The organism is Bordetella genomosp. 10 (genome assembly GCF_002261225.1).
In the GTDB taxonomy this organism is placed as follows: Bacteria; Pseudomonadota; Gammaproteobacteria; order Burkholderiales; family Burkholderiaceae_B; genus Bordetella_C.
The window spans coordinates 1,921,801-1,945,543 of record NZ_NEVM01000001.1 but is presented as its reverse complement, the minus strand read 5'-3'; the positions used below and the strand labels follow the sequence as shown (position 1 = coordinate 1,945,543).

Below are 23,743 nucleotides of genomic sequence, written 5' to 3'. Positions count from 1 at the left end.
TTAGTCTCCGAACATAAAGTACGTACTTATTTATTAAGTCCGTACTTTATTGCCGAATACGATGCGAAGAAACCAGGGTTTACCCTTAGATTTGGTAAGAAACGCGGCTCCGTGTAGAGTCCGCGTCATACAAGGCAGCACGAACACCACAGGGAGGACACGTGGCCGCGCGTTATATGGAGCTTGCGCAAGATCTCATCGCGCAGATCAGGACGGGGCATCTGGCCGTCGGCGCGGCCTTACCCAGCGAGGTCGACCTATCCCAGCAACACGGCGTGAGCCGGGCGACCGTGCGGTCCGCGCTACAGGTGGTGCAGAACCTGGGCTTGATCTCGCGCCGCAAGCGCGCCGGCATCCGCGTCGAATCGGCCCAGCCGCGCAAGGCCTACGAGCGTTCGCTCTCGGATCTCGAAGACCTCATGCAGTTCGCCACGCTGACCGAGCGGCACGTGCAGGGCACCGACCAGGTCGTTTGCGACGCGGAGCTGGCCGCGCAATTGAAATGCGACGTCCTGCAAAAATGGATGCGGGTGGCCATGCTGCGCGTGGACATGCAGAAACCCGACGCGCCCTTGTGCTGGACGGACGTCTACCTGGACCCGGATATCGGCGCGGGGCTGGGCGAGCAACTGTATGAGAGCACGGGGCTGATCTGCGAGATGGTCGAGGCCAAGTACGGCTGTACGGTCGACGAGGTCAGGCAGGAGATACGCGCCATCGGCGTGCCCGCGCGCGCCGCGGCGGCGCTGGGCGTGGAGCCCGATACCCATGCGCTGGAAGTCACCCGCTGGTATGTCAGCGCCGGCCAGCCGCCTTTCGAAGTGACGGTCAGCATATTTCCCGCCGATCGGTTTACGTATGCGCTGACCTTGCGCCGGCATAACGGCGCCTGAGCGGCGCCGGCGTCGGCATCGCGGCAAGCGGAAAAGACAAGGCCCGCCTGGATGACCAGGCGGGCCTTTGCATGAGGGCTTGTTTGTTCGTGTGCGCGTCAACCGAGCACAGCTATTTTCCGTGCGCATAAACCGAGCGCATAAAAACAAACCCCCGCTGGATCACCAGCGGGGGTTTGCACAATAAGAGCCTGACGATGACCTACTTTCACAGACGTCCGTCCACTATCATCGGCGCAAAGGCGTTTCACTGTCCTGTTCGGGATGGGAAGGAGTGGGACCACCTCGCTATGGTCGTCAGGCGTAAGGGGTTGCACGTCGTGAACCGGTTCGTAAACCAGCCACGCCGCGCCAATCTGGGAAGAAGCTTACAACAGTATGTTCGTAGATTCAGGCGATGGGTTGCAATCGCTTTGCACACGCGATGCCACGTCACGATGATTTCATCGTGTCGAATCGTTGGGGTTGTTGGTGTCCGCCGGCACGAGGTCCACTCACTCGCGCCACACGGACCAACCATCAGGGTTATAGGATCAAGCCTCACGGGCAATTAGTATCGGTTAGCTTAACGCATTACTGCGCTTCCACACCCGACCTATCAACGTCCTGGTCTTGAACGACCCTTCAGGGGGCTCGAGGCCCCGGGATACCTAATCTTCAGACGAGTTTCCCGCTTAGATGCCTTCAGCGGTTATCTCTTCCGTACATAGCTACCCGGCAATGCCATTGGCATGACAACCGGTACACCAGAGGTACGTCCACTCCGGTCCTCTCGTACTAGGAGCAGGCTCCGTCAAGTATCCAACGCCCACGGCAGATAGGGACCAAACTGTCTCACGACGTTTTAAACCCAGCTCACGTACCTCTTTAAATGGCGAACAGCCATACCCTTGGGACCGGCTACAGCCCCAGGATGAGATGAGCCGACATCGAGGTGCCAAACACCGCCGTCGATATGAACTCTTGGGCGGTATCAGCCTGTTATCCCCAGAGTACCTTTTATCCGTTGAGCGATGGCCCTTCCATTCAGAACCACCGGATCACTATGTCCTGCTTTCGCACCTGTTCGACTTGTCAGTCTCACAGTCAAGCACGCTTATGCCATTGCACTATCAGCACGATTTCCGACCGTACCTAGCGTACCTTCGAACTCCTCCGTTACGCTTTGGGAGGAGACCGCCCCAGTCAAACTGCCCACCATGCACTGTCCCCAACCCGGATCACGGGCCAAGGTTAGAACCGCAAACAGACCAGGGTGGTATTTCAAGGTCGGCTCCACCGAATCTAGCGACTCGGTTTCAGCGCCTCCCACCTATCCTACACAGGCCGGTTCACAGTCCAATGCAAAGCTACAGTAAAGGTTCATGGGGTCTTTCCGTCTAGCCGCGGGTAGATTGCATCATCACAAACACTTCAACTTCGCTGAGTCTCGGGAGGAGACAGTGTGGCCATCGTTACGCCATTCGTGCAGGTCGGAACTTACCCGACAAGGAATTTCGCTACCTTAGGACCGTTATAGTTACGGCCGCCGTTTACCGGGGCTTCGATCAAGAGCTTGCACCCCATCACTTAACCTTCCGGCACCGGGCAGGCGTCACACCCTATACGTCGACTTTCGTCTTTGCAGAGTGCTGTGTTTTTAATAAACAGTCGCAGCCACCGATTCTCTGCGACCCCATCATGCTCAGCGCGCAGGCGCCTCACACTACCGGGGCATACCTTCTCCCGAAGTTACGGTATCAATTTGCCGAGTTCCTTCTCCCGAGTTCTCTCAAGCGCCTTGGAATATTCATCCCGTCCACCTGTGTCGGTTTGCGGTACGGTCTCGTACAGCTGAAGCTTAGAGGCTTTTCTTGGAACCACTTCCAATCACTTCGCGAAACATGTTCGCTCGCGCCACACCCTTGAGTCATGCGCCCGGATTTGCCTAAGCGCCCTCTCTAATGCAGCAACAGGGACATCCAACACCCTGATGATCTTCCGCGATCCGTCCCCCCATCGCACTGTACGACGGTGCTGGAATATTAACCAGCTTCCCATCAGCTACGCATCTCTGCCTCGCCTTAGGGGCCGACTCACCCTGCGCCGATGAACGTTGCGCAGGAAACCTTGGACTTACGGCGAGGGGGCTTTTCACCCCCTTTATCGCTACTCATGTCAGCATTCGCACTTCTGATACCTCCAGCAGCCTTTACAAGCCACCTTCACAGGCTTACAGAACGCTCTCCTACCGCGTGCACCTAAGTGCACACCCGCAGCTTCGGTTTATCGCTTAGCCCCGTTACATCTTCCGCGCAGGACGACTCGATCAGTGAGCTATTACGCTTTCTTTAAAGGATGGCTGCTTCTAAGCCAACCTCCTGACTGTCTATGCCTTCCCACTTCGTTTCCCACTTAGCGATAATTGGGGACCTTAGCTGGCGGTCTGGGTTGTTTCCCTCTTGAGTCCGGACGTTAGCACCCGGTGCTCTGTCTCCCAAGCTGGACTTGCGGGTATTCGGAGTTTGCCATGGTTTGGTAAGTCGCCATGACCCCCTAGCCATAACAGTGCTCTACCCCCCGCAGTCATACTTGAGGCACTACCTAAATAGTTTTCGGAGAGAACCAGCTATTTCCAGATTTGTTTAGCCTTTCACCCCTATCCACAGCTCATCCCCTAGTTTTTCAACACTAGTGGGTTCGGTCCTCCAGCACGTGTTACCGTGCCTTCAACCTGGCCATGGATAGATCATCTGGTTTCGGGTCTACACCCAGCGACTGAATCGCCCTATTCGGACTCGCTTTCGCTACGCCTTCCCTATTCGGTTAAGCTCGCCACTGAATGTAAGTCGCTGACCCATTATACAAAAGGTACGCAGTCACCCCACAAGGAGGCTCCTACTGTTTGTATGCATACGGTTTCAGGATCTATTTCACTCCCCTTCCGGGGTTCTTTTCGCCTTTCCCTCACGGTACTGGTTCACTATCGGTCGATCACGAGTATTTAGCCTTGGAGGATGGTCCCCCCATCTTCAAACAGGATTTCACGTGTCCCGCCCTACTTTTCTCACGCTTAGTTCCACACCCAGAATTTCGTCTACAGGGCTATCACCTGCTACGGCCGGCCTTTCCATACCGTTCGACTATCCTGCGTGCTAAAACGTGAAGGCTCTTCCGATTTCGCTCGCCACTACTTTCGGAATCTCGGTTGATTTCTTTTCCTCGAGCTACTGAGATGTTTCAGTTCACCCGGTTCGCCTCCATGACCTATGTATTCAGTCATGGATACCGTCTCGCGACGGTGGGTTTCCCCATTCGGACATCTGCGGATCAAAGCTTGTTTGCCAGCTCCCCGCAGCTTTTCGCAGGCTACAACGTCCTTCATCGCCTGTGATCGCCAAGGCATCCACCATATGCACTTAGTCGCTTGATCCTATAACGCTAATGGCTATACAACCAAACAACCACCTTCAATTCAATGTCTGACATGACATCGCATTTGTGCCGTTCCAAATTGCTTTAGAACTATTAATGCAATCACAACCCGTATTCACCTTTCGTCCGATCACTCGAACTACTCGACGAACACATTGTCGTTTTGCTTCTTCCAGATTGTTAAAGAACGATATACAGCTTTATTGGATTAAAAACCCAACGTTTAACCCTGCATCACACTCGATGCAGCCCTAAACGTTGGACTCTCTTCGCTTTCCACGGACCCGACGATCAGCCTACTCACCCACTTGCCCGGTTACCCAAGCAATTCGTGGTGGAGGTGAACGGGATCGAACCGATGACATCCTGCTTGCAAAGCAGGCGCTCTCCCAGCTGAGCTACACCCCCATTTACCCGTCGCATACACCGCGCCGCGTAAAACCTGGTGGGTCTGGTTGGATTCGAACCAACGACCCCCGCCTTATCAAGACGGTGCTCTAACCGACTGAGCTACAGACCCAATTAATCATCGGATCCGCTGTGGATGACAGACAAATAAACCTCTCTGCCCTGCCACCGATCCAGCCATATCAACAACCGATAAGTGTGAACGCTTGACACCAATCACGCTTCGCTCTGAAAGGAGGTGATCCAGCCGCACCTTCCGATACGGCTACCTTGTTACGACTTCACCCCAGTCATGAATCCTACCGTGGTAATCGCCCTCCTTGCGGTTAGGCTAACTACTTCTGGTAAAACCCACTCCCATGGTGTGACGGGCGGTGTGTACAAGACCCGGGAACGTATTCACCGCGACATGCTGATCCGCGATTACTAGCGATTCCGACTTCACGCAGTCGAGTTGCAGACTGCGATCCGGACTACGATCGGGTTTCTGGGATTGGCTCCCCCTCGCGGGTTGGCGACCCTCTGTCCCGACCATTGTATGACGTGTGAAGCCCTACCCATAAGGGCCATGAGGACTTGACGTCATCCCCACCTTCCTCCGGTTTGTCACCGGCAGTCTCATTAGAGTGCCCTTTCGTAGCAACTAATGACAAGGGTTGCGCTCGTTGCGGGACTTAACCCAACATCTCACGACACGAGCTGACGACAGCCATGCAGCACCTGTGTTCCGGTTCTCTTGCGAGCACTGCCAAATCTCTTCGGCATTCCAGACATGTCAAGGGTAGGTAAGGTTTTTCGCGTTGCATCGAATTAATCCACATCATCCACCGCTTGTGCGGGTCCCCGTCAATTCCTTTGAGTTTTAATCTTGCGACCGTACTCCCCAGGCGGTCAACTTCACGCGTTAGCTGCGCTACCAAGGTCCGAAAACCCCAACAGCTAGTTGACATCGTTTAGGGCGTGGACTACCAGGGTATCTAATCCTGTTTGCTCCCCACGCTTTCGTGCATGAGCGTCAGTGTTATCCCAGGGGGCTGCCTTCGCCATCGGTGTTCCTCCACATATCTACGCATTTCACTGCTACACGTGGAATTCCACCCCCCTCTGACACACTCTAGCCCGGTAGTTAAAAATGCAGTTCCAAAGTTAAGCTCTGGGATTTCACATCTTTCTTTCCGAACCGCCTGCGCACGCTTTACGCCCAGTAATTCCGATTAACGCTTGCACCCTACGTATTACCGCGGCTGCTGGCACGTAGTTAGCCGGTGCTTATTCTGCAGGTACCGTCAGTTGCGCCAGGTATTAACCAGCGCCGTTTCTTTCCTGCCAAAAGTGCTTTACAACCCGAAGGCCTTCATCGCACACGCGGGATGGCTGGATCAGGGTTGCCCCCATTGTCCAAAATTCCCCACTGCTGCCTCCCGTAGGAGTCTGGGCCGTGTCTCAGTCCCAGTGTGGCTGGTCGTCCTCTCAAACCAGCTACGGATCGTCGCCTTGGTGAGCCTTTACCCCACCAACTAGCTAATCCGATATCGGCCGCTCCAATAGTGCGAGGTCTTACGATCCCCCGCTTTCCCCCGTAGGGCGTATGCGGTATTAGCTACGCTTTCGCGTAGTTATCCCCCGCTACTGGGCACGTTCCGATACATTACTCACCCGTTCGCCACTCGCCACCAGACCGAAGTCCGTGCTGCCGTTCGACTTGCATGTGTAAGGCATCCCGCTAGCGTTCAATCTGAGCCAGGATCAAACTCTTCAGTTCAATCTCTGTTTGCGCGCCCTCTAATCCAGCAAGCCAGACCAAGGACGCATTTCGCATTTGCTCAAAGGAAGTGAGAACCAAGACAAATTGCTTTGTCTCGCATTTCTTACTTCTTTGTGAGCACTTGATTTCGTTGGCGCCATCGATTGCTCGACGGTCGCGCGATCCGCATCAAGCGCCCACACTTATCGGTTGTTTCGTTGTTAAAGAGCGGTACTGCTGAATTCGGTACTACGTACTGCCTGCTGTTTACCTGACTTGCTGGGCGGCTTTCGTCGCGTCGCTGTGTCAGCAGCAGAGAAACGAGATTATGAAGCAGTTTTTCGAAGTTGTCAAATTCATTTCTGAACTTTTTTACTTCCTTCAAACGCTGCGTGCTTCGTCGAAGTCACCGCCTTGCATCTGAATGCAGCCTTGCTCGATCCGTTGCCGGATCTCGCTGAAACCGTGTCGGGCGGCGCTGTGCGCTCAACCGTCAACCGCTTCTTCTCACTTCAATCTTCGTTGCCTCACTCCGACTTTGCTTCGTCGAAACCGAGGGTTATTCCTACTGTTTCGTCGTTGCGTTTTCGTGTTGGAGCAGCGAAGGTGCGAGACTATAGCACAGCTTTTTGAAGCTTGCAGGCGCCCCCCGCAAATTTTTTTGAATCCGTATCCCGGTCCTGCCGGCAGGCGGATCCGCTTGCCTTGGTCCCATCCACAGCTTGCCTCGGTCCTATCTATATATAGAGATAGAGACCTGTCCTGGCTATGGCCAGGCAGGACGGGCAGTCCTGCCCCGCCCCGCGGCGGTATGCGGCGGCGCAACGGTTTCAGATGCGTGTAGGGGCGCACCGGCAACAATGGCAGGCACACGTCACATACGTCTCACCTTACGCCGTGTCGTGCGTACGTTCGCAGTTTGTAGTTCGCGCCCATCCGGCCGCGCCGGAGCACCCGGCTCGCCGGCCCGCGCGGCCCTGGATGCTTTGGAGAAGTCATATGAGTTCGACCCGTTTGCCCCGAGTTCCCCTGCTGGAGCCCGCTCAGATGACGCCCGAACAAAAACGCATTCACGACGTAATCACCTCCGGACCGCGCGGCCAGGTGCGCGGCCCCCTGGCCGTGTGGCTGCATCGCCCCGCGCTGGCCGAGCCGGCCCAGGCGCTGGGCCGCTACTGCCGCTTCGAGACCAGCCTGCCGGCGCGGCTTTCGGAATGGGCCATCCTGATATTGGCGCACCATTGGCGTTCGGAGTTCGAATGGTGGGCGCACAAGCCGGCCGCGCTGAAGGCCGGCATCGGCATGGAGATGATAGAAGCCCTGCGCGACGGCCGGCCGATTCCCTATGGCAATCCGGACGAAGCCCTGATCCACGAATTCCTCGACGTCCTGCATGCGGAGCGCACCATCGCCCAGCCGCTCTATGACCGCATCGTCCACGTGCTGGGCGAGGCGGGCGTCATCGACCTGGTCGGCATCGCCGGCTATTACACGATGATCTCGATGACCTTGAACGTGTTCGACATCCGGCCGCCGGAAGGCAAGCCCTGCGAGCTGGGCGCGGTCGAGCAGTAAAGCCGCTGAATGCTGGCGGCTGAACAACAACGCGAAACGATGAGGCGATCGCGTCATCACGCGACGGCGCGATGACGGCCTCACCACCGCCACGGATCCGGGTCGCGCGCCTGCCCTAGTTCCCGTTCCGCCTGGAGCCTGTCGGCTACGTCGTGCGGCATGCCGATGTCGCGCATCATGTGCCCGCTCAACGACGCGCCGGCCTCGCCCCGCCGAGGCCGGCGCCACGATGCCAACCAGCGCAGTATCCGCGCCACCCCGCCTTGGGCCGCTTTCGCCGGCTGGACGGGTGGCGCCGCTGGCATCGGCTGCGCAGCATCCGGCACATCGCGGGCCTCCGCCGGCGCCGGGTAGGGTTCCTGACTCATCCGTTTCCCCTGGAAACCGCCGCCTGCGGGGCGGCGCGGAAGCGAGGCGCTTCCCGGCCGGGCCGAGCGAATCTCGAATGCCCTGCTGTTCAGGATATGGAACCAGCTCTCCCATGGGAATCGACTTGTTCTCGCCACACTGGAAAGCTATTCTTACCAGATGCCGAGACTTCCCCTGAACACCCTGCCCACCTTCCGCGTCGTTGCCGAGCTGCAGAACCTGCGCGCGGCGGCGGAAGCGCTGCACCTGACGCACAGCGCGGTCAGCCAGCAGTTGCGCGTGCTGGAGACGCAACTGGGTCATCCGGTGTTCGATCGGCATGGGCGGCGCTTGAGCCTGAACGCCGCGGGCGCGGCCTTGCTGCCCTACGTCAAGGAAGCGCTGGCGCAACTGGACGAAGGGATGCAGGCGGCCGCGGCGGCGGCCAGTTCAGCCAGGCAGCGCCTGCGCCTGAGCGTGCTGCCGTCTTTCGCGCAGCGCTGGCTGCTGCCGCGCATGGGGCGTTGGCGCGAGCGGCACCCCGATATCGCACTGGAAATCGAAAGTTCGCAGCAATTGGTGGACGTGCGGCGCGAGGGCTTTCACGCGGCCCTGCGGCAAGGACGCGGCCCCTGGCCGGGGCTGGAATCGGAAAAGCTGTTCGATCACCCCATGCCCATGATCCTGGTCGGCTCGCCCGCCGCGGCGCGGCGGCTGGCGGGCGCCACGCCGGCCGACTATGCGCGCGAACCCCTGCTCGGCGAGGCCGGCTTGTGGGAAGCGTGGTTCGCCGCGGCCGGCGCGCCCTGCAAGGCGACCCCGGTGGCGGTCTTCAACGACGCGGGGCTGCTGCTGTCGGCGGTCGAACAGAACCTGGGATTGGCGGTGGTGCGGGAGCTGCTGGCCGCCGACGCCCTGCGCGACGGCCGTCTCGTGCGCCTGTCGCCGGTCGACATCCTCTACGATCCGGCCAATACCTATCAGCTCGCCTACCCGCCCGCCCTGCGGGACTGGCCGCCGCTGGCCACCCTGCGCGACTGGATACGCGAGGAACTGGAGGCGTCGCGGCACGCGCTGCACGCTCAGGCGCTGTCCAGCTCCCGGTAATGGCGGAAGATGCCGTCGCTGCTGTACGGCACGCGCCGGTCGCTCTTGAAGTAGTCCTGCAATTCGGGCAGGCCGGCCACCCGCGCATGCAGCACGAACACCCGCGGATACTGGCTGGCCAGCGTCCCCATGCGCTTGGGAAAGGCATAGAGCAGGCCGTCGACCAGCAGGAACAGGGAAAGGTCGGCATAGGTCCAGCGCATGCCGCCCGCCAGCCAGTCGCCGCGCCCGGCCAGGACGGCGTCGAAATAGCCCAGGAATTTCGGCATGCGGCTATTGCGGAAGTCGTCCGCGCGGCGCCGCGCTTCTTCCTGCTGCTCTTCGTAATAGAGGCCGGCGGCGACGGGATGATGGCTGTCGTGGGCTTCGGTCACCACGTCGGCGATGGTGAGCTGCAATTGATTCACCCAGAGCCGCCCGCCCAGGTCGTCCGGCGCCAGGCCATGCTTCTCGCCCAGGAACAGCAGGATGTTGGCGGTCTGCGCGATGACCAGTTCGCCAGCGACCAGGTACGGCGGCGCGAACGGCGGGCACTGCGGATGGGCGCGCATGTCGCGCAGCATGGCGGCCTCGCCATCTTTTTCGCGGGCCCGGTCCCGATACGGCAAGCCGGCGGCCTCCAGCGCCAGGCGGACGAATTCGCCGCGTCCCGGAATGCCTGCCCAATACCAAAGGTCATAGACCATTACCGCCTCCTGTAAAAGGAACGAGGAAAGTCCTACGGGCCGCAACCGGTGTACCCGGCGCCGGGCCGTGCGTTCGTCCAGCATATCCTCCGGTCGCGGCGCGGGCCGTCGCAGCATTAGTTTGTTGCACAAGGAGGAAATCGGCTTGCTATGCTCCGTCCGTCGCAGAACTCCCACCGCAAGAATGAATTCCTCCATCGTTTCGTCCAGCCGCGGGCAAGCCGCGGCGGACCCGGCGGCGGCCCGGCCCGCGCGGGATGCCGGCCAGGCCCGCGCCGCCGCCGATCTCGCCGCCGCTGCCGGCGGCGCCGCCCATGAGGCACGGCCGCGCCCTGCCCGGCGCCGCCCTGCCCTGATCGCCGCCGTCTGGCTCTGCCTGAGCCTGTGCTTCGGCCTCCTCCTTGCCGGCATCGCCGCCCCCGTCCATGCGCAGGGCGCCGCGGCGCCGGCCGAGGCCGAAAAATCGCCCGAGAAAGCCCTGGACGCGGCGCGCAAGCAGATGGACGCGCTGCGCAAGGGACTGGCCGAGGAAACCGACGACGCCGAGCTGCTGCGCCGGCGCGCCGCCGCGCTCGACATCCAGACCAAGGCCGACGCCATCGCCGACCGCCTCGCGCCGGCGCTGGCGGCGATGCAGGCCCGCCTGACCGAACTCGGTCCGATCCCGGACGGCACCAAGGAAGCCCATGACGTCGCGGCGCAGCGCGCCGAACTCGAGAAGTCCCGCACCGCGCTGGACGCGCAGGTCAAGCTGGCGCGGCTGTTGTCGGTGGAAGGCGCGCAGACCGCCGCGCAGGTCGCCGACGTGCGCCGCGCCCAGTTCCAGGCCCGCCTGGGCGAGCGGCGCGCGTCCGTCCTCGGCACGCCCTTCTGGTCGGAATTCCGCGGCGACGGGCCGCGCGACATCACGCGCCTGGGCGAGCTGACCGACGAATTGCGCACCGCCCTGGCCGGCCTGCCGGGATGGGCCTGGATCGCGCTGGCCGCGGCGCTGGCCATCGTGATCGGCCTGTGGACGCTGATCAGCCGCGCGCTGATACGCCTGACGGCGTCCCGCGTGCCCGCCGGCCGGCTGCGCCGTTCCGTGCACGCACTGACCATCGTCCTATTGGCGACCATCACGCCGGGACTGATCGCGGAACTGGCCTTCATCGCGCTGGACTGGAGCGGCGAGCTGGCCGACGACACCCGCGCCCTGCTGGCCGGCACCGCGGGCATCGTCTGTTTCGGCGGCTTCGTCGCCGGCCTGGGCATCGCCCTGCTCGAACCCTCGCGCCCGTCGTGGCGACTGCTCAACATCCCGGACGAGATCGCCCGGCGCATGCGCTGGTTCCCCTTGACGCTGGGTCCGGTGGTGACGCTGATCTGGGTATTCGAACGCCTGCCCGGCGTCATCAGCGCCAGCCTGAGCACCACCATACTCGCCAACTGCATCGCCGCCCTCGTGCTGGGCGGCGTCGTGGCGCTGGGCCTGACCCGGCTGGAACGCGCGCGCCGCAGCGCGCTGCGCGATCCCGAGACCGGACGCGTGCCGCCGCGCAGCCTGCTGTACGTGGTGGTGGTCAGCGCGATCTGGCTGGCGCTGACCGGCTCCCTGGTGGCGCTGCTGGTCGGCTACGTGGCCTTCGGCAACTTCGTGGTCAAGCAGCTCATATGGAGCATCATCGTGGTCGCGGCCACCTACCTGCTCTCCCTGCTGGCCGACGACTTCTTCATGGCCGTGCTGGGCTCCCGGCGCGACCACGGCGACAAGGACAAGGATAAGGACCAGGACAGGCATACGCCGCGCCTGCGCGACCAGGCCGCCGTGCTGCTGTCGGGCATCGTGCGCCTGTTCATCGCGATCGTCGCCATCACCCTGGTGCTGAGCCAGTTCGGCGAAGGGCCGACGGAACTGCTGCAGCGCGTGGACCAGTGGCGCAACGGCCTGGCCATCGGCGAAGTGCAATTGCGCCCCGCGGCCTTGATGCAGGGCCTGCTGGTGCTGGGCGTCGGGCTGTTCGCCGTGCGCATGCTCAAGCGCTGGCTGACCGCGCGCTTCCTGCCGACCACGACGCTGGACACCGGCATGCAGACGTCCACCACGACGCTGTTCGGCTACGTCGGCATCGTCATCGCGATCGCCCTGTCGCTGTCGGCGCTGGGCATCGGGCTGGAGCGCGTGGCGTGGGTCGCCAGCGCGCTGTCGGTGGGGATCGGTTTCGGCCTGCAGGCGGTGGTGCAGAACTTCGTGTCCGGCCTGATCCTGCTGGCCGAGCGGCCGGTGAAGGTGGGCGACTGGGTGTCGCTGGGCGGCGTGGAAGGCGACATCCGCCGGATCAACGTGCGCGCCACCGAGATCCAGATGAGCGACCGCTCCACGGTGATCGTGCCGAACTCGGAGTTCATCACCAAGACCGTGCGCAACGTCACGCACGCCAACCCGCTGGGCCTGGTGCAGATCAAGCTGCCCATGCCCCTGAGCGCGAACGCGGCCACGATCAAGGAAACCATCCTGGCGGCCTTCGCCGAACACCCGGACGTGCTGGAGACGCCGGCGCCCAATGTCTACCTGGACGCCATCGACGCCGGCAATCTGCAGTTCAACGCCACGGCGTATGTCTCCTCCCCGCGCCAGGCCTACGGCACGCGCAGCACCTTGCTGTTCGATATCCTGCAACGGCTGGCGCAGAACGGCATCACGCTGGGCAAGCCGCCCACCATGCTGGTGAGCGCGCCGGTCGCGGCGTCGATGCCGGTGCTGGCGCCCCTGGCGCCGCAGGCGCCGACGACCGTGGCCGCGCCGCCGCCGGCGGCGGCGGACGACGAGGGTTGATGCCGCGACGGCTACGCGGCATCGTGGCGGGGGTCCCGGTGTCGCGTCCCGGCGCTTGCCCGGGACACGGCACCGCTAGAACAGGAAGTCCCAGAAGCCGCGGTCGAGGTCCTTCTTGCATGCCGCGTATTGCGCGCGGTAGCGCTCGGCCCGGGCCTGCACCTTGCGCGAGGTCGCCATCAGCCAGGCCTTCTTGCGATAGGTGCCGGCGCGGTAGCCGCCCCAGCCTTCGTGATAGTTCAGGTACTGGCCGTAGGCGTCCGAGGTGGCCACGCCGTTCAGGCGCCGGGTCTTGGCGATGTACCAGCCCATGAAGTCCAGGGCGTCGCCGAAATCGTCGCGGTGGGCGAACCAGCGGCTGTTTTCGCGCACATAGTCGTCCCACGTCTCGTCCTTGGCCTGGGCGTAGCCGTAGGCCGAACTCACGCGCCCCCAGGGAATGATCCACAGCAGGTAGTCGCGCGGCGGCTTGGCGTCCTCGCGGAAGCCGGATTCCTGGTACAGGATGGCGAACGGCACCTGCACGGGCACGCCCCACTTCTTCTGGGTGGAGACGGCGGCGTCGTACCAGTCGTCTTTTTCCCGAAAGATGGCGCAGATATCGTCGGGATTGCGGGGCGGCGAGGTGGCGCAGCCGGCCAGCGCGCCCAGGACCGCCAGCAGGACGGCGAGGCTAAGCGCGCGCACGACGCCTCCGGTGCGACCTCGGTGCAAGCGGAACGGGATGGGGCATGCGCGCCTCCGGCGCCATGGAAATGGGAGCGCCGATTGTAACGGTGTACGTCCGCAAGGCCTTTTACGCCGGGCCCCGGCCGGCGCCGTCGGTTTTATGTCTTATATAAGATATAAGACCCCTTGATCCCGCGCGGGCGGGCTACTACAATCCGCCCCGAGACTCTTCCCTCACCAACCGCTAAGCAGGCACCTTCATGCTAGAAACTTATCGCCAACACGTCGCCGAACGCGCGGCCTTGGGAATTCCCCCGCTGCCCCTGTCGGCGCAGCAGACCGCCGACCTCATCGAACTGCTGAAGGCGCCGCCGGCCGGCGAGGAAGCCTATCTGCTCGATCTGATCACCCACCGCGTGCCCGCCGGCGTCGACGACGCCGCCAAGGTCAAGGCCTCGTACCTGGCCGCCGTGGCGCTGGGCAAGGAATCGTGTCCGTTGATCAGCCGCGCCAAGGCCACGGAACTGCTCGGCACCATGCTGGGCGGCTACAACATCAGCGCGCTGATCGAACTGCTGGACGACGCCGAAGTGGGCGCCATCGCCGCCAACGGCCTGAAGACCACCCTGTTGATGTTCGACGCCTTCCACGACGTCAAGGAAAAGGCCGACCAGGGCAACGCCAACGCCAAGTCCGTGCTGCAAAGCTGGGCCGACGCCGAGTGGTTCACCAACCGCCCCGAAGTGCCGCAAAGCCTGAAGCTGACCGTTTTCAAGGTCACCGGCGAAACCAACACCGACGATCTCTCGCCCGCGCCCGACGCCTGGAGCCGCCCGGACATCCCGCTGCACGCGCTGGCCATGCTGAAGAACCCCCGTCCCGGCATCGAGCCGGACGAGCCCGGCAAGGTGGGCCCGCTCAAGTTCCTGAACGAACTGAAGCAGCGCGGCAACCTGGTCGCCTACGTCGGCGACGTGGTCGGCACCGGCTCCTCGCGCAAGTCGGCCACCAACTCGGTGCTGTGGTTCACCGGCGAAGACATCCCCTTCGTGCCGAACAAGCGCTTCGGCGGCGTCTGCCTGGGCAGCAAGATCGCCCCGATCTTCTACAACACCATGGAAGACGCCGGCGCCCTGCCGATCGAGCTCGACGTGTCCAGCATGGACATGGGCGACGAGATCGAGCTGCGTCCCTATGAAGGCAAGGCGCTGAAGGACGGCAAGGTCATCGCCGAATTCCAGGTCAAGTCCGACGTGCTGTTCGACGAAGTGCGCGCCGGCGGCCGCATTCCGCTGATCATCGGCCGCGGCCTGACCTCCAAGGCGCGCGAGGCCCTGGGCCTGCCGCCCTCCACCCTGTTCCGCCTGCCCCAGGATCCCGCCGCCAGCACCAAGGGCTACACCCTGGCGCAGAAGATGGTCGGCCGCGCCTGCGGCCTGCCCGAAGGCAAGGGCGTGCGCCCCGGCGCCTACTGCGAACCGAAGATGACCTCGGTCGGCAGCCAGGACACCACCGGCACCATGACCCGCGACGAACTGAAGGACCTGGCCTGCCTGGGCTTCTCGGCCGACCTGGTGATGCAGTCGTTCTGCCACACCGCCGCCTATCCCAAGCCCGTGGACGTCAAGACGCACCACACGCTGCCGGCCTTCATGAGCAACCGCGGCGGCATTTCGCTGAAGCCGGGCGACGGCGTGATCCACTCCTGGCTGAACCGCATGCTGCTGCCCGACACCGTCGGCACCGGCGGCGACTCGCACACCCGCTTCCCCATCGGCATCTCCTTCCCGGCCGGTTCGGGCCTGGTGGCGTTCGCCGCGGCCACCGGCGTGATGCCGCTGGACATGCCGGAATCGGTGCTGGTGCGCTTCAAGGGCAAGATGCAGCCCGGCGTCACCCTGCGCGACCTGGTCAACGCCATTCCGCTGTACGCCATCAAGGCCGGCCTGCTGACCGTCGAAAAGCAGAACAAGAAGAACATCTTCTCCGGCCGCATCCTGGAAATCGAAGGCCTGCCCGACCTGAAGTGCGAACAGGCTTTCGAACTGTCGGACGCCTCGGCCGAACGCTCGGCCGCCGGCTGCACGGTGCGCCTGAACAAAGAGCCCATCATCGAATACATCAACAGCAACATCGTGATGTTGAAGTGGCTCATCGCCAACGGCTACCAGGACGAGCGCTCGATCCGCCGCCGCATCCAGGCCATGGAAGCCTGGCTGGCCAACCCGCAACTGCTGGAGCCGGACGCCGACGCGGAATACGCCGCCGTCATCGAGATCGACCTGGCCGACATCCATGAGCCCATCGTCGCCTGCCCCAACGACCCGGATGACGTGAAAACGCTGTCCGACGTCGCCGGCGCCAAGATCGACGAAGTGTTCATCGGTAGCTGCATGACCAACATCGGCCACTTCCGCGCGGCGTCCAAGCTTCTCGAAGGCAAGCGCGACATCCCGGTCAAGCTGTGGGTCGCCCCGCCGACCAAGATGGACGCCCAGCAGTTGACCGAGGAAGGCCACTACGGCGTCTTCGGCAGCGCCGGCGCGCGCACCGAAATGCCCGGCTGCTCGCTGTGCATGGGCAACCAGGCCCAGGTGCGCGAAGGCGCGACCGTCATGTCGACCAGCACCCGCAACTTCCCCAACCGCCTGGGCAAGAACACCAACGTCTACCTGGGCTCGGCGGAACTGGCCGCCATCTGCTCCAAGCTGGGCCGCATCCCGACCCGCGAGGAGTACATGGCCGACATCGGCGTGATCAACGAGAACGGCGACAAGATCTACCAGTACCTGAACTTCGACAAGATCGAGGACTACAAGGACGTGGCCGACGTGGTCGAAGTCTGAGCCAACGCCTGACCCCGCCCGGCGGCCTTGAGGCCGCCGGACAAATGAAACCCGGCCTCGTGCCGGGTTTTTTTTCACGATGACGCCACTGGATGCCGAAAGCGCCCGGGCAGGAAGCGGCGGCGTTCAATGCGCGACGGCGGCGACCTCGAGCCGGGCAGGCTCCATGAGCGCAAAGGCCGAGCGCATTTCGCGTGCCTCTTCTCCGGGGCTGCGGCCGAACAGCCGCTTGAACTCGCGGTTGAACTGCGACGCGCTTTCGTAGCCGACCCGCGCGGCGGCGCCGGCGGCGGTAACGTTGTCGCGGATCATCATCAGCCGCGCCTGATGCAGCCGCACCGATTTGATGTACTGGATGGGCGATGTCGCGGCCACTGCCTTGAAATGCGCATGGAAGGCCGGCACGCTCAGACCCGCCTCGCGCGCCAGCGAGGCCACGTCCAGCGGCTGGGCGTAATCGCCGTGGATGCGCCGCAGCACGCGCGCGATGCGGCCGAAGTTGCCATGGCTGGCCAGCGCGGCGCGGATGGCGCCGCCCTGTTCGCCCAACAGGACGCGAAAGCACAGTTCCCGCACGATGGAAGGCCCCAGCACCCTGGCTTCCAGCGGCGAGCGCAAGGCCCGCAGCAGGCGCACGGTGGCGTCGGCCAGCGTGGCGTCCAATGGCGTCGAGACGATGCCGAGAGGGGACGTGGATGTGGGACTGGCATGGTGATCGACCTCCATGACCAGATCAGCGACGGCTGTCATGTCCAACCGGATCGACACGGCCAGCAAAGGTTCTTCGGGACTGGCATCGGTCTCGGTCGAGAACGGCAGCGGCACCGAGAGCACCAGGTAGTGCTGGGCATCGTAGCGGTAAATCCGGTCGGCGAGGTAGCCGCGCTTGCGGCCCTGGCAGACGATCACGATGCTCGGCTCGTAAAGCACCGGCGTGCGTCCCAAGGGGCGATCCGCACGCATCAAGCGCACGCCATCGAGCAGCGAGCGGGTGTGGCCTTCCTGCGGGGCAAGCTGCCGGATCAATGTCGCCATTTCGGCCTGTCGTGACATGTCGGGCTGTCTCCCTGGCACGGCGTTCATCCCCTTCAATGGAATAGCCATATTTTTGCATTCCAGGACCGATTGCATGACCGTCCAAATAGGATCAGGCAATCATGCAAGAGGCTTTGACCTGGTCCGGCCAAGCCGCTCCCCCTACGATTTCTCCTTGTTCATTCATCCTCTCCGCCGTCGTGTTCGACCGGCGCGGAGCAACAAGGAGCATCCGTCCATGCATCAGCAAATACAGAATCCCAAGGTATGGTTCATCACCGGCGCCGCACGCGGCATCGGCCTGTCGCTGGCCCGCCAGGCACTGGCGCAAGGCGATGCCGTGGCCGCCACTTCGCGCACGCTGACCAGCCTGCATCGGGCATTTGGCGATGGCAGCGATCGGCTGTTGACGCTGGAGGTGGACCTGGCCGACGAGGCGAGCGTGCAGGCTGCCATCGACCGGACCATTGCCACCCTTGGTCGCATGGACCGTGTGGTGAACAATGCCGGCTATGGCCAGCAAGGCACGATCGAAGCCTTGACCGATGCCGAGCTACGCCGCAACTTCGACGTCAACGTGTTCGCCCCCTTGCACGTGCTGCGTCACGCGCTGCCGCACCTGCGCAGCCAGCGCAGCGGCCATGTGTTCAACGTGGCCTCGATCGTGGGCTTCCAGGGCGGCTACGCGGGCTGGGGCAGCTATGTGGCCACCAAGTTCGCACTGGCCGGGCTGACCGAAACCCTGGCGGCGGAACTTGCCGAACTGGGCATCAGGGCCACGGTGGTCTATCCCGGCCCGGTGCGCACCGGATTCCTGTCCAAGGACACGCTGATGGTGGCAGAGCGCGCCATTGCCGATTACACCGCAGCCCAGGCCTCGCTGGATCTCCACATCGACGGCCTGGATGGCAAGCAGGCGGGCGATCCCGATAAAGTGGCGACCTTGATCCTGCAAGCGGCCAGCGTCGCCGAGCCGCCGGTGCATCTGTTCGCAGGCAGGATTGCCAATGCGCTGGCCGAACAGAAGATGCAAGCCGTGCGCCAGGATCTGGATGCCTGGCGCGGCGCGTCCGACGCCACGGACTTTACCGATTGACGCTGTACGGGGCCAGGCCGTGTAGAGAGGCGCCAGGCGGGCTCGATACGGTCGCCGGGTCGGAAATGGGAGTCATCGGCCGCCGCCTCCCGCTCGCATTGGCGCGACGGTCTCGGGCCACAGCAGCGACCGGTGGACCTGGGCGCCTGCCATGGCGCCGTTGCCCACGGCCAGCGACACCGAGTGAGGGGCGCGCGCCACGTCGCCGCAGGCGAATATCCCCGTCACCGAAGTCTTGTTCTCGGCGTCGGTGCGCACCTGGCTTCCCATGGGCGTCTCTTCCAGCGCGCAGCCCGTCGCTTCGGCCAGGGAATCGGAGGGAGAGGTGCGCGTCGCGGTGAACAGGCCCGCAAAACGCAGTCGCCGTCCGTCCGCCAGCGCCACATCGGCATGTCCTTCGATCCTGTCGATGAGCGCGTCCTCGATCGACACGCCGCGGCGCGCCAAGGCGGACCTGGCCTCCTGGCTCAGTTCCACGGCGCCGTTGACGAGCAAGGTCACATCGCCCCAATCCGTGAGCAGCTCGGCCTGATGAACGGACATCGGGCCATTGCCGACGATGCCGATTCGGCCCTGGCCGAGTTCGTAGCCATGGCAGTACGGGCAGTGGAAGACCGCCTTGCCCCAGCGCTCGGCGAGTCCGGCGACGGCGGGAAGGCGGTCGATCACGCCGGCGGCCAGCAGGATGCGGCGGCCCCGGTGCGATCCGCCATCGCCAGTCGTGACCGTGAATTCGTCCACCCGTCCTGTAACGGCCTCGACCCGGCCTTCAAGCCAGGCCAGCGTCGGATAGGCTTCGAGCTGGCGGCGCGCGTTCGCCGCGATGTCGCCCGGGGGAACGCCATCCTGGCCGAGAAAACCATGCGAATGGCTGGCGAAACGGTTACGCCGCTCGCCTGCGTCGATCACCAGAACGGACCGGCGCGCCCGCAGCAATTGCAGGGCCGCGGCCATGCCCGCATAGCTGCCGCCGATGACGATGACGTCGTGATGCATGGTCAACTCCTTGCGCGTCGCGCCGCCGCATGCCGCCGTGCAAAATCGGCGGCCAGGTCGGCCAGGGTGATTTCCGAAAACCGCTTGAGCAGCAGCACCTCCGCCTCCGCAAGCGTGCCTTCCAGCGCGGCATTCACCGATTGCTCGACCAGGCACGCCGGCGCCTCGTTACGGTTGCCGATGGCAAACATGGCAGGTTCGCCCAACGCCTCGTGCAACTGGCGCAGGGTGACGGTGCGAAGGTCGGCATGGATGCGCCACCCTCCCGAGTGGCCGCGATCCGAGGTCACGATGCCTGCCTCTCGCAGATACCCCATGGTGCGCCGGACGACGACGGGGTTGGTGCCCAGGCATTGCGCCAGGGTTTCGGAAGTGACGGGTCCCTCCTGCTCGGCCATGTGTAGCAGCGCATGCAGGACGGAAGACAAGCGGCTGTCGCGTTTCATGTAACTTATGATGTTTCATATTGAGGCGCGCGTCAAGGCCGCCGGCGGGCGCCAGTCGACGCCTACGCCTCCCTCAGGGGCAACAAGCAGCGTCAGCCGCGCGGCGCGTGGACGTTTTCAGCGGCATCGGGTGGATCGGTCATCTCCATGATTTATCCCTTTTTTCCGGCCCGATTTCGCGGTTTTGGCGTCTGATCGGCACAACAGTCGAATTGCAAAAAGCCGCCACGGTTAAGATAATAAGAATAATTCTTGTTTTAAATCCGCTTTACTCAATCTTTACTCAATCTCAATTGTCGATCGCGCCCGCTTGTCGCAAGACCCCCGGGCCGCATGCTTACTCCCGCCAAGGAAAATCCGATGTCCTCTCCCGCCGTCACTCCGGCAGGCGACGCCTTGCACGCGCGTCGTCCCGGCCCGTTGGCCATGCGTCCCACCTCACTGGCCGTGCGCGCCGCCCTGGCCTATGCCGCGTTGGGCGCCGCCCCCTTCCTGGGCAACGCCTGGGCGCAGACGGCGCAGGACAATACCGCCACGACCACGCTGGCGCCGGTGAACGTCGTCGGCGCCAGCACGGCGACCCAGGGCGACGCGCTGCCGCCCACCTATGCCGGCGGCCAGGTCGCCAAGGGCGGACGCCTGGGCATCCTGGGCGAGCAGGACGCGGCCAACGTGCCGTTCAGCGTCACCAGCTTCACCTCCAAGCTGATCGAGGACCAGCAGGCCAAGTCGCTGGGCGACGTCCTGCGCAACGACCCCTCGGTGCAGGTCACCAAGGGCTACGGCAACGACGCGCAGCAGTTCGTCGTCCGCGGCTTCGCCCTCAACGGCGACGACATCTCCTACGGCGGCCTGTACGGCGTCATGCCGCGCCAGATCATCTCCACGCAGGGCATCGAGCGCGTCGAACTGTTCAAGGGCCCCAGCGCCTTCCTGAACGGCGTGCCGCCCGGCGGCTCGGGCATCGGCGGCATGGTCAACATCGAGCCGAAGCGCGCGGGCGACGATCCGTTGACGCGCGTCGGCCTGGACTACAGCAGCTCCTCGCAGGTGGGCGTCTCCGCCGACATCGCGCGCCGCTTCGGCGCGAGCAACCAGTTCGGCATACGGGTGAACGCCTTGCAGCGGGAAGGCGACGTCGGCATCGGCGACGAAGGCCAGCGCATGACCTTCGGGTCGGTCGGCCTGGACTACCGCGGCGAGCGCCTGCGCGCCTCGCTGGACTTCGGTTACCAGAAACAGCGCACCAGCCAGGGACGCCCCATGGTCCAGGTGCAGAGCGGCTACGGCATTCCCGACGTGCCTTCCGCGCGCGACAACTACGCGCAGCCGTGGACCTATTCGGAGACCGAAAACACCTTCGGCATGGCCAAGGTGGAATACGACATCGCCGACAACTGGACCGCCTTCGCCGGCTTCGGCATGAACCACGCCAATGAGTACGGCGCCTATTCCTCGCTGAAGGTGGACGGCAACGGCGACAGCGTTTCCAGCCGCATGGACGTGCCCTACCGCTCGGACACCTTCGGCCTGATGACCGGCGTGCGCGGCAAGTTCGATACGGGCCCCGTCTCGCACTCGCTGACGGTCGCCTTCTCCAGCAATTACCTGAAGAAGCGTTCCGCCTATACCTTCGGCAACTCCTTCAGCACCAACCTGTACCACACGCCGCTGCTCGATATCGCCGCGCCCACGGCGGGCGGCGGCGACATGAGCGACCCCGGCGTCACCGCGCGCAGCCGCATGAGCGGCACGTCGGTGTCCGACACCATGTCCTTCCTGAACGACCGCGTCCTCTTCACCGCGGGCATCCGCCACCAGGACCTGACGACCACCAACTACAACTACGACGGTTCGGTCGGCAGCAGCTACGACAAGTCGGCGAACTCGCCGGTGTTCGGCCTGGTCGTCAAGCCGGTCGAGCATCTCTCGCTGTACGCCAACCACATCGAAGGCCTGCAACAGGGCGACACGGCGCCCAACGACTCCAACACCCCGGGCCGCATCCTGCCGCCGGGCAAGTCCAAGCAGAACGAAGCCGGCGCCAAGCTGGACATGGGCAACTACGGCGCCTCGCTGGCCGTCTTCCAGATCGAGAAGGAAGTGGGCCTGCTGCACGACAACGGCGACTTCTCGCCGGCCGGCCGCCAGCGCAACCGCGGCGTCGAACTGAACGTCTTCGGCGAGCCGATCCGTGGCGTGCGCCTGCTCAGCGGCGTCACCTTCATCGATCCCAAGCTCACCAAGACCGGCGACGACACCGAGGGCAACAAGGCGCCCGGCGTGCCCAAGTACACCGCCATCCTGGGCGGCGAATGGGATCTGCCCTGGGTCAACGGCCTGACGCTGCAAGGCCGCGTCAACCATGCCGGCACGCAATACCTGGACGCGGCGAACACGCAGAAACTGAAGCCGTACACCACGCTGGACCTGGGCGTGCGCTACGCCATGAAGATCGATCGCCACGACGTCGTGTGGCGCCTGGGCGTGGACAACGTCTTCAACAAGGCCTACTGGGCCTCGGCCTGGGGCGGCTACCTGACCCAGGGCGACCCGCGCACGGCGAAGCTGTCGGTGTCGGTGGACTTCTAAGGTCCTAGGCTCGCCGTGCCGCGGGCGTTTCCGCGGCACGGCGAAGCCTTCCTTTCGCCCCGGCCCGGCGTTGCGCCACCTTGTTGCGCCGGAACCATTCCTGCCGCTGCCGGCGAAACCGCAGGCTTTCCTGCCTCAGCCAATGCGCCACCGCGATCACGCGCGGATTGTCGATGTCCATGCACACATAGCGATAGGACGCCTCCGAGGCCACCGCCAGCGGCAAGACGGGCGCGAGGCGCCCGGTCGTCAAGGCGTCCATCACGATCCCCATGCGGCCCATGGCGATGCCCTGCCCGCTGATCGCGGCATTGACCGCCAATAACGAAAGATTGAAGTGCTGGCCGGTGTGCACGCGGGGCACCGGCGCGCCGGCCAGCGTCAGCCATCGATTCCATTCCTCGTGATCGCCCGCGCTGTCCCAGGGCAGCTCGTCGTGCAGCATGAGGGCCACGGGAATATCCTGCGGCGCGCGGATCTCCGGATGGCCGGCCAGGAACGCGGGCGAGGCCACGGGCAGCAGCCACTCGTCGAGAAACGACACCGCGTGCACGTCCTCATAGCCGCCCAGGTCGAAGCGCACGGCCGCCTCGATGTGCTCCTGGGTCATGCGGCTGCGGTTCAACGCATGGAACTCGCCGTAGACGCGCAAGGACAGGTCCGGATTGTCGGCCAGCACGTCGCCGATGCGCGGCGTGATCCATTGCATCGCGAACGAGGGCGAGCAGTTCAGGCGCAGCACGGGCTGGCGCGCCGGCGGCCGCAGCGACGTCACCGTCTGCTCGAGGATGTGGAAGGACTCCTTGACCGCCAGCTTGAGCCGCACGCCTGGCGGCAGCAGGCTCAATTGCCGCCGGCCGCGCTGGAACAGCGGCGTGCCCAGCCAATCCTCCAGGTGCCTGACCTGCTGGCTGATCGCCCCTTGCGTAACGTGGAGTTCTTCCGCCGCGAGCGTGAAGCTGTTGTGTCGCGCGGCGGCGTCGAACGCGCGCAGCCACGTCAGCAAGGAGGCGGAGAGCATGTCCTTCCTATTAGCCTGACTAATGGGAGTCTCAATATAAATGATTTGTACG

13 protein-coding genes, 2 tRNA genes and 3 rRNA genes are annotated in these 23,743 nt (G+C 63.7%); 7 read left to right on the top strand and 11 right to left on the bottom strand.

Going from position 1 to position 23,743, the window contains the following annotated elements:
* Positions 1 to 176: 176 nt before the first annotated feature.
* Positions 177 to 893 (top strand): GntR family transcriptional regulator, encoded by a 717-nt coding sequence (locus CAL29_RS08495; protein WP_094852437.1) that lies wholly within the window; start codon positions 177 to 179, stop codon positions 891 to 893.
* Between the two features lie 189 nt (positions 894 to 1,082).
* On the opposite strand, the gene rrf is transcribed toward CAL29_RS08495, so the two are convergent.
* The 5 genes from rrf to CAL29_RS08470 form a co-directional block, all read right to left on the bottom strand.
* A 5S ribosomal RNA gene (rrf, locus tag CAL29_RS08490) occupies positions 1,083 to 1,195 on the bottom strand.
* 227 nt (positions 1,196 to 1,422) lie between these two features.
* Positions 1,423 to 4,305, bottom strand: a 23S ribosomal RNA gene (locus tag CAL29_RS08485).
* Between the two features lie 334 nt (positions 4,306 to 4,639).
* Positions 4,640 to 4,715: transfer RNA gene (locus CAL29_RS08480), tRNA-Ala, on the bottom strand.
* A gap of 35 nt (positions 4,716 to 4,750) precedes the next feature.
* Positions 4,751 to 4,827, bottom strand: a tRNA-Ile gene (locus CAL29_RS08475).
* Positions 4,828 to 4,946: 119 nt separating this feature from the next.
* Positions 4,947 to 6,477, bottom strand: a 16S ribosomal RNA gene (locus CAL29_RS08470).
* The 16S, 23S and 5S rRNA genes sit together here with 2 tRNA genes alongside, the layout of an rRNA operon.
* Before the next feature lie 981 nt (positions 6,478 to 7,458).
* Here CAL29_RS08470 and CAL29_RS08465 point away from each other — a divergent pair.
* A complete protein-coding gene (locus CAL29_RS08465; protein ID WP_179283947.1) occupies positions 7,459 to 8,034 on the top strand; it encodes a carboxymuconolactone decarboxylase family protein in 576 nt (191 codons plus the stop codon).
* A gap of 528 nt (positions 8,035 to 8,562) precedes the next feature.
* On the top strand, positions 8,563 to 9,489 hold the full coding sequence (locus CAL29_RS08455) for a LysR substrate-binding domain-containing protein (RefSeq protein ID WP_094852435.1): 927 nt from the start codon (positions 8,563 to 8,565) through the stop codon (positions 9,487 to 9,489).
* Here the strand turns inward: CAL29_RS08455 and CAL29_RS08450 are convergent.
* On the bottom strand, positions 9,465 to 10,175 hold the full coding sequence (locus CAL29_RS08450; protein WP_094852434.1) for a glutathione S-transferase: 711 nt from the start codon (positions 10,173 to 10,175) through the stop codon (positions 9,465 to 9,467). The two genes, CAL29_RS08455 and CAL29_RS08450, sit on opposite strands and share 25 nt — an antisense overlap.
* A gap of 184 nt (positions 10,176 to 10,359) precedes the next feature.
* Between CAL29_RS08450 and CAL29_RS08445 the strand changes: the two genes are divergently transcribed.
* On the top strand, positions 10,360 to 12,990 hold the full coding sequence (locus CAL29_RS08445) for a DUF3772 domain-containing protein (RefSeq protein WP_094852433.1): 2,631 nt from the start codon (positions 10,360 to 10,362) through the stop codon (positions 12,988 to 12,990).
* Between the two features lie 75 nt (positions 12,991 to 13,065).
* On the opposite strand, the gene CAL29_RS08440 is transcribed toward CAL29_RS08445, so the two are convergent.
* Positions 13,066 to 13,677, bottom strand: coding sequence for a transglycosylase SLT domain-containing protein (locus CAL29_RS08440; protein WP_094852432.1), 612 nt, complete (start codon positions 13,675 to 13,677; stop codon positions 13,066 to 13,068).
* 242 nt (positions 13,678 to 13,919) lie between these two features.
* Between CAL29_RS08440 and acnB the strand changes: the two genes are divergently transcribed.
* Positions 13,920 to 16,505: a bifunctional aconitate hydratase 2/2-methylisocitrate dehydratase gene (gene acnB, locus CAL29_RS08435; protein WP_094852431.1), complete on the top strand. Its 2,586-nt coding sequence runs from the start codon at positions 13,920 to 13,922 to the stop codon at positions 16,503 to 16,505.
* A 126-nt stretch (positions 16,506 to 16,631) separates the two neighbouring features.
* Here the strand turns inward: acnB and CAL29_RS08430 are convergent, their stop codons facing one another.
* Positions 16,632 to 17,558, bottom strand: coding sequence for an AraC family transcriptional regulator (locus CAL29_RS08430; protein WP_256977265.1), 927 nt, complete (start codon positions 17,556 to 17,558; stop codon positions 16,632 to 16,634).
* A 220-nt stretch (positions 17,559 to 17,778) separates the two neighbouring features.
* On the opposite strand from CAL29_RS08430, the gene CAL29_RS08425 reads away from it, so the two are divergent.
* A complete protein-coding gene (locus CAL29_RS08425) occupies positions 17,779 to 18,636 on the top strand; it encodes an SDR family oxidoreductase (protein ID WP_094852429.1) in 858 nt (285 codons plus the stop codon).
* 72 nt (positions 18,637 to 18,708) lie between these two features.
* Here CAL29_RS08425 and CAL29_RS08420 read toward each other — a convergent pair whose 3' ends face one another.
* Complete coding sequence (locus tag CAL29_RS08420) at positions 18,709 to 19,632, bottom strand: NAD(P)/FAD-dependent oxidoreductase (protein ID WP_094852428.1); 924 nt, start codon at positions 19,630 to 19,632, stop codon at positions 18,709 to 18,711.
* Between the two features lie 2 nt (positions 19,633 to 19,634).
* Positions 19,635 to 20,078 (bottom strand): Rrf2 family transcriptional regulator, encoded by a 444-nt coding sequence (locus CAL29_RS08415; protein WP_094852427.1) that lies wholly within the window; start codon positions 20,076 to 20,078, stop codon positions 19,635 to 19,637.
* A gap of 360 nt (positions 20,079 to 20,438) precedes the next feature.
* Between CAL29_RS08415 and CAL29_RS08410 the strand changes: the two genes are divergently transcribed.
* Positions 20,439 to 22,670 carry a TonB-dependent receptor gene (locus CAL29_RS08410; RefSeq protein ID WP_094852426.1) on the top strand — a complete coding sequence of 744 codons (2,232 nt, stop codon included), beginning with the start codon at positions 20,439 to 20,441 and terminating at the stop codon, positions 22,668 to 22,670.
* Between the two features lie 4 nt (positions 22,671 to 22,674).
* Here the strand turns inward: CAL29_RS08410 and CAL29_RS08405 are convergent, their stop codons facing one another.
* On the bottom strand, positions 22,675 to 23,691 hold the full coding sequence (locus CAL29_RS08405) for a LysR family transcriptional regulator (protein ID WP_094852425.1): 1,017 nt from the start codon (positions 23,689 to 23,691) through the stop codon (positions 22,675 to 22,677).
* Positions 23,692 to 23,743 lie beyond the last annotated feature (52 nt).

Coding starts and splice junctions, on each gene's coding strand:
- acnB (WP_094852431.1), top strand. CDS start 13,920: ATGCTAGAAACTTATCGCCAACACGTCGCCGAACGCGCGGCCTTGGGA.
- CAL29_RS08455 (WP_094852435.1), top strand. CDS start 8,563: ATGCCGAGACTTCCCCTGAACACCCTGCCCACCTTCCGCGTCGTTGCC.
- CAL29_RS08450 (WP_094852434.1), bottom strand. CDS start 10,175: ATGGTCTATGACCTTTGGTATTGGGCAGGCATTCCGGGACGCGGCGAA.
- CAL29_RS08445 (WP_094852433.1), top strand. CDS start 10,360: ATGAATTCCTCCATCGTTTCGTCCAGCCGCGGGCAAGCCGCGGCGGAC.
- CAL29_RS08415 (WP_094852427.1), bottom strand. CDS start 20,078: ATGAAACGCGACAGCCGCTTGTCTTCCGTCCTGCATGCGCTGCTACAC.
- CAL29_RS08430 (WP_256977265.1), bottom strand. CDS start 17,558: ATGTCACGACAGGCCGAAATGGCGACATTGATCCGGCAGCTTGCCCCG.
- CAL29_RS08495 (WP_094852437.1), top strand. CDS start 177: ATGGAGCTTGCGCAAGATCTCATCGCGCAGATCAGGACGGGGCATCTG.
- CAL29_RS08410 (WP_094852426.1), top strand. CDS start 20,439: ATGTCCTCTCCCGCCGTCACTCCGGCAGGCGACGCCTTGCACGCGCGT.
- CAL29_RS08425 (WP_094852429.1), top strand. CDS start 17,779: ATGCATCAGCAAATACAGAATCCCAAGGTATGGTTCATCACCGGCGCC.
- CAL29_RS08420 (WP_094852428.1), bottom strand. CDS start 19,632: ATGCATCACGACGTCATCGTCATCGGCGGCAGCTATGCGGGCATGGCC.
- CAL29_RS08465 (WP_179283947.1), top strand. CDS start 7,459: ATGAGTTCGACCCGTTTGCCCCGAGTTCCCCTGCTGGAGCCCGCTCAG.
- CAL29_RS08405 (WP_094852425.1), bottom strand. CDS start 23,691: ATGCTCTCCGCCTCCTTGCTGACGTGGCTGCGCGCGTTCGACGCCGCC.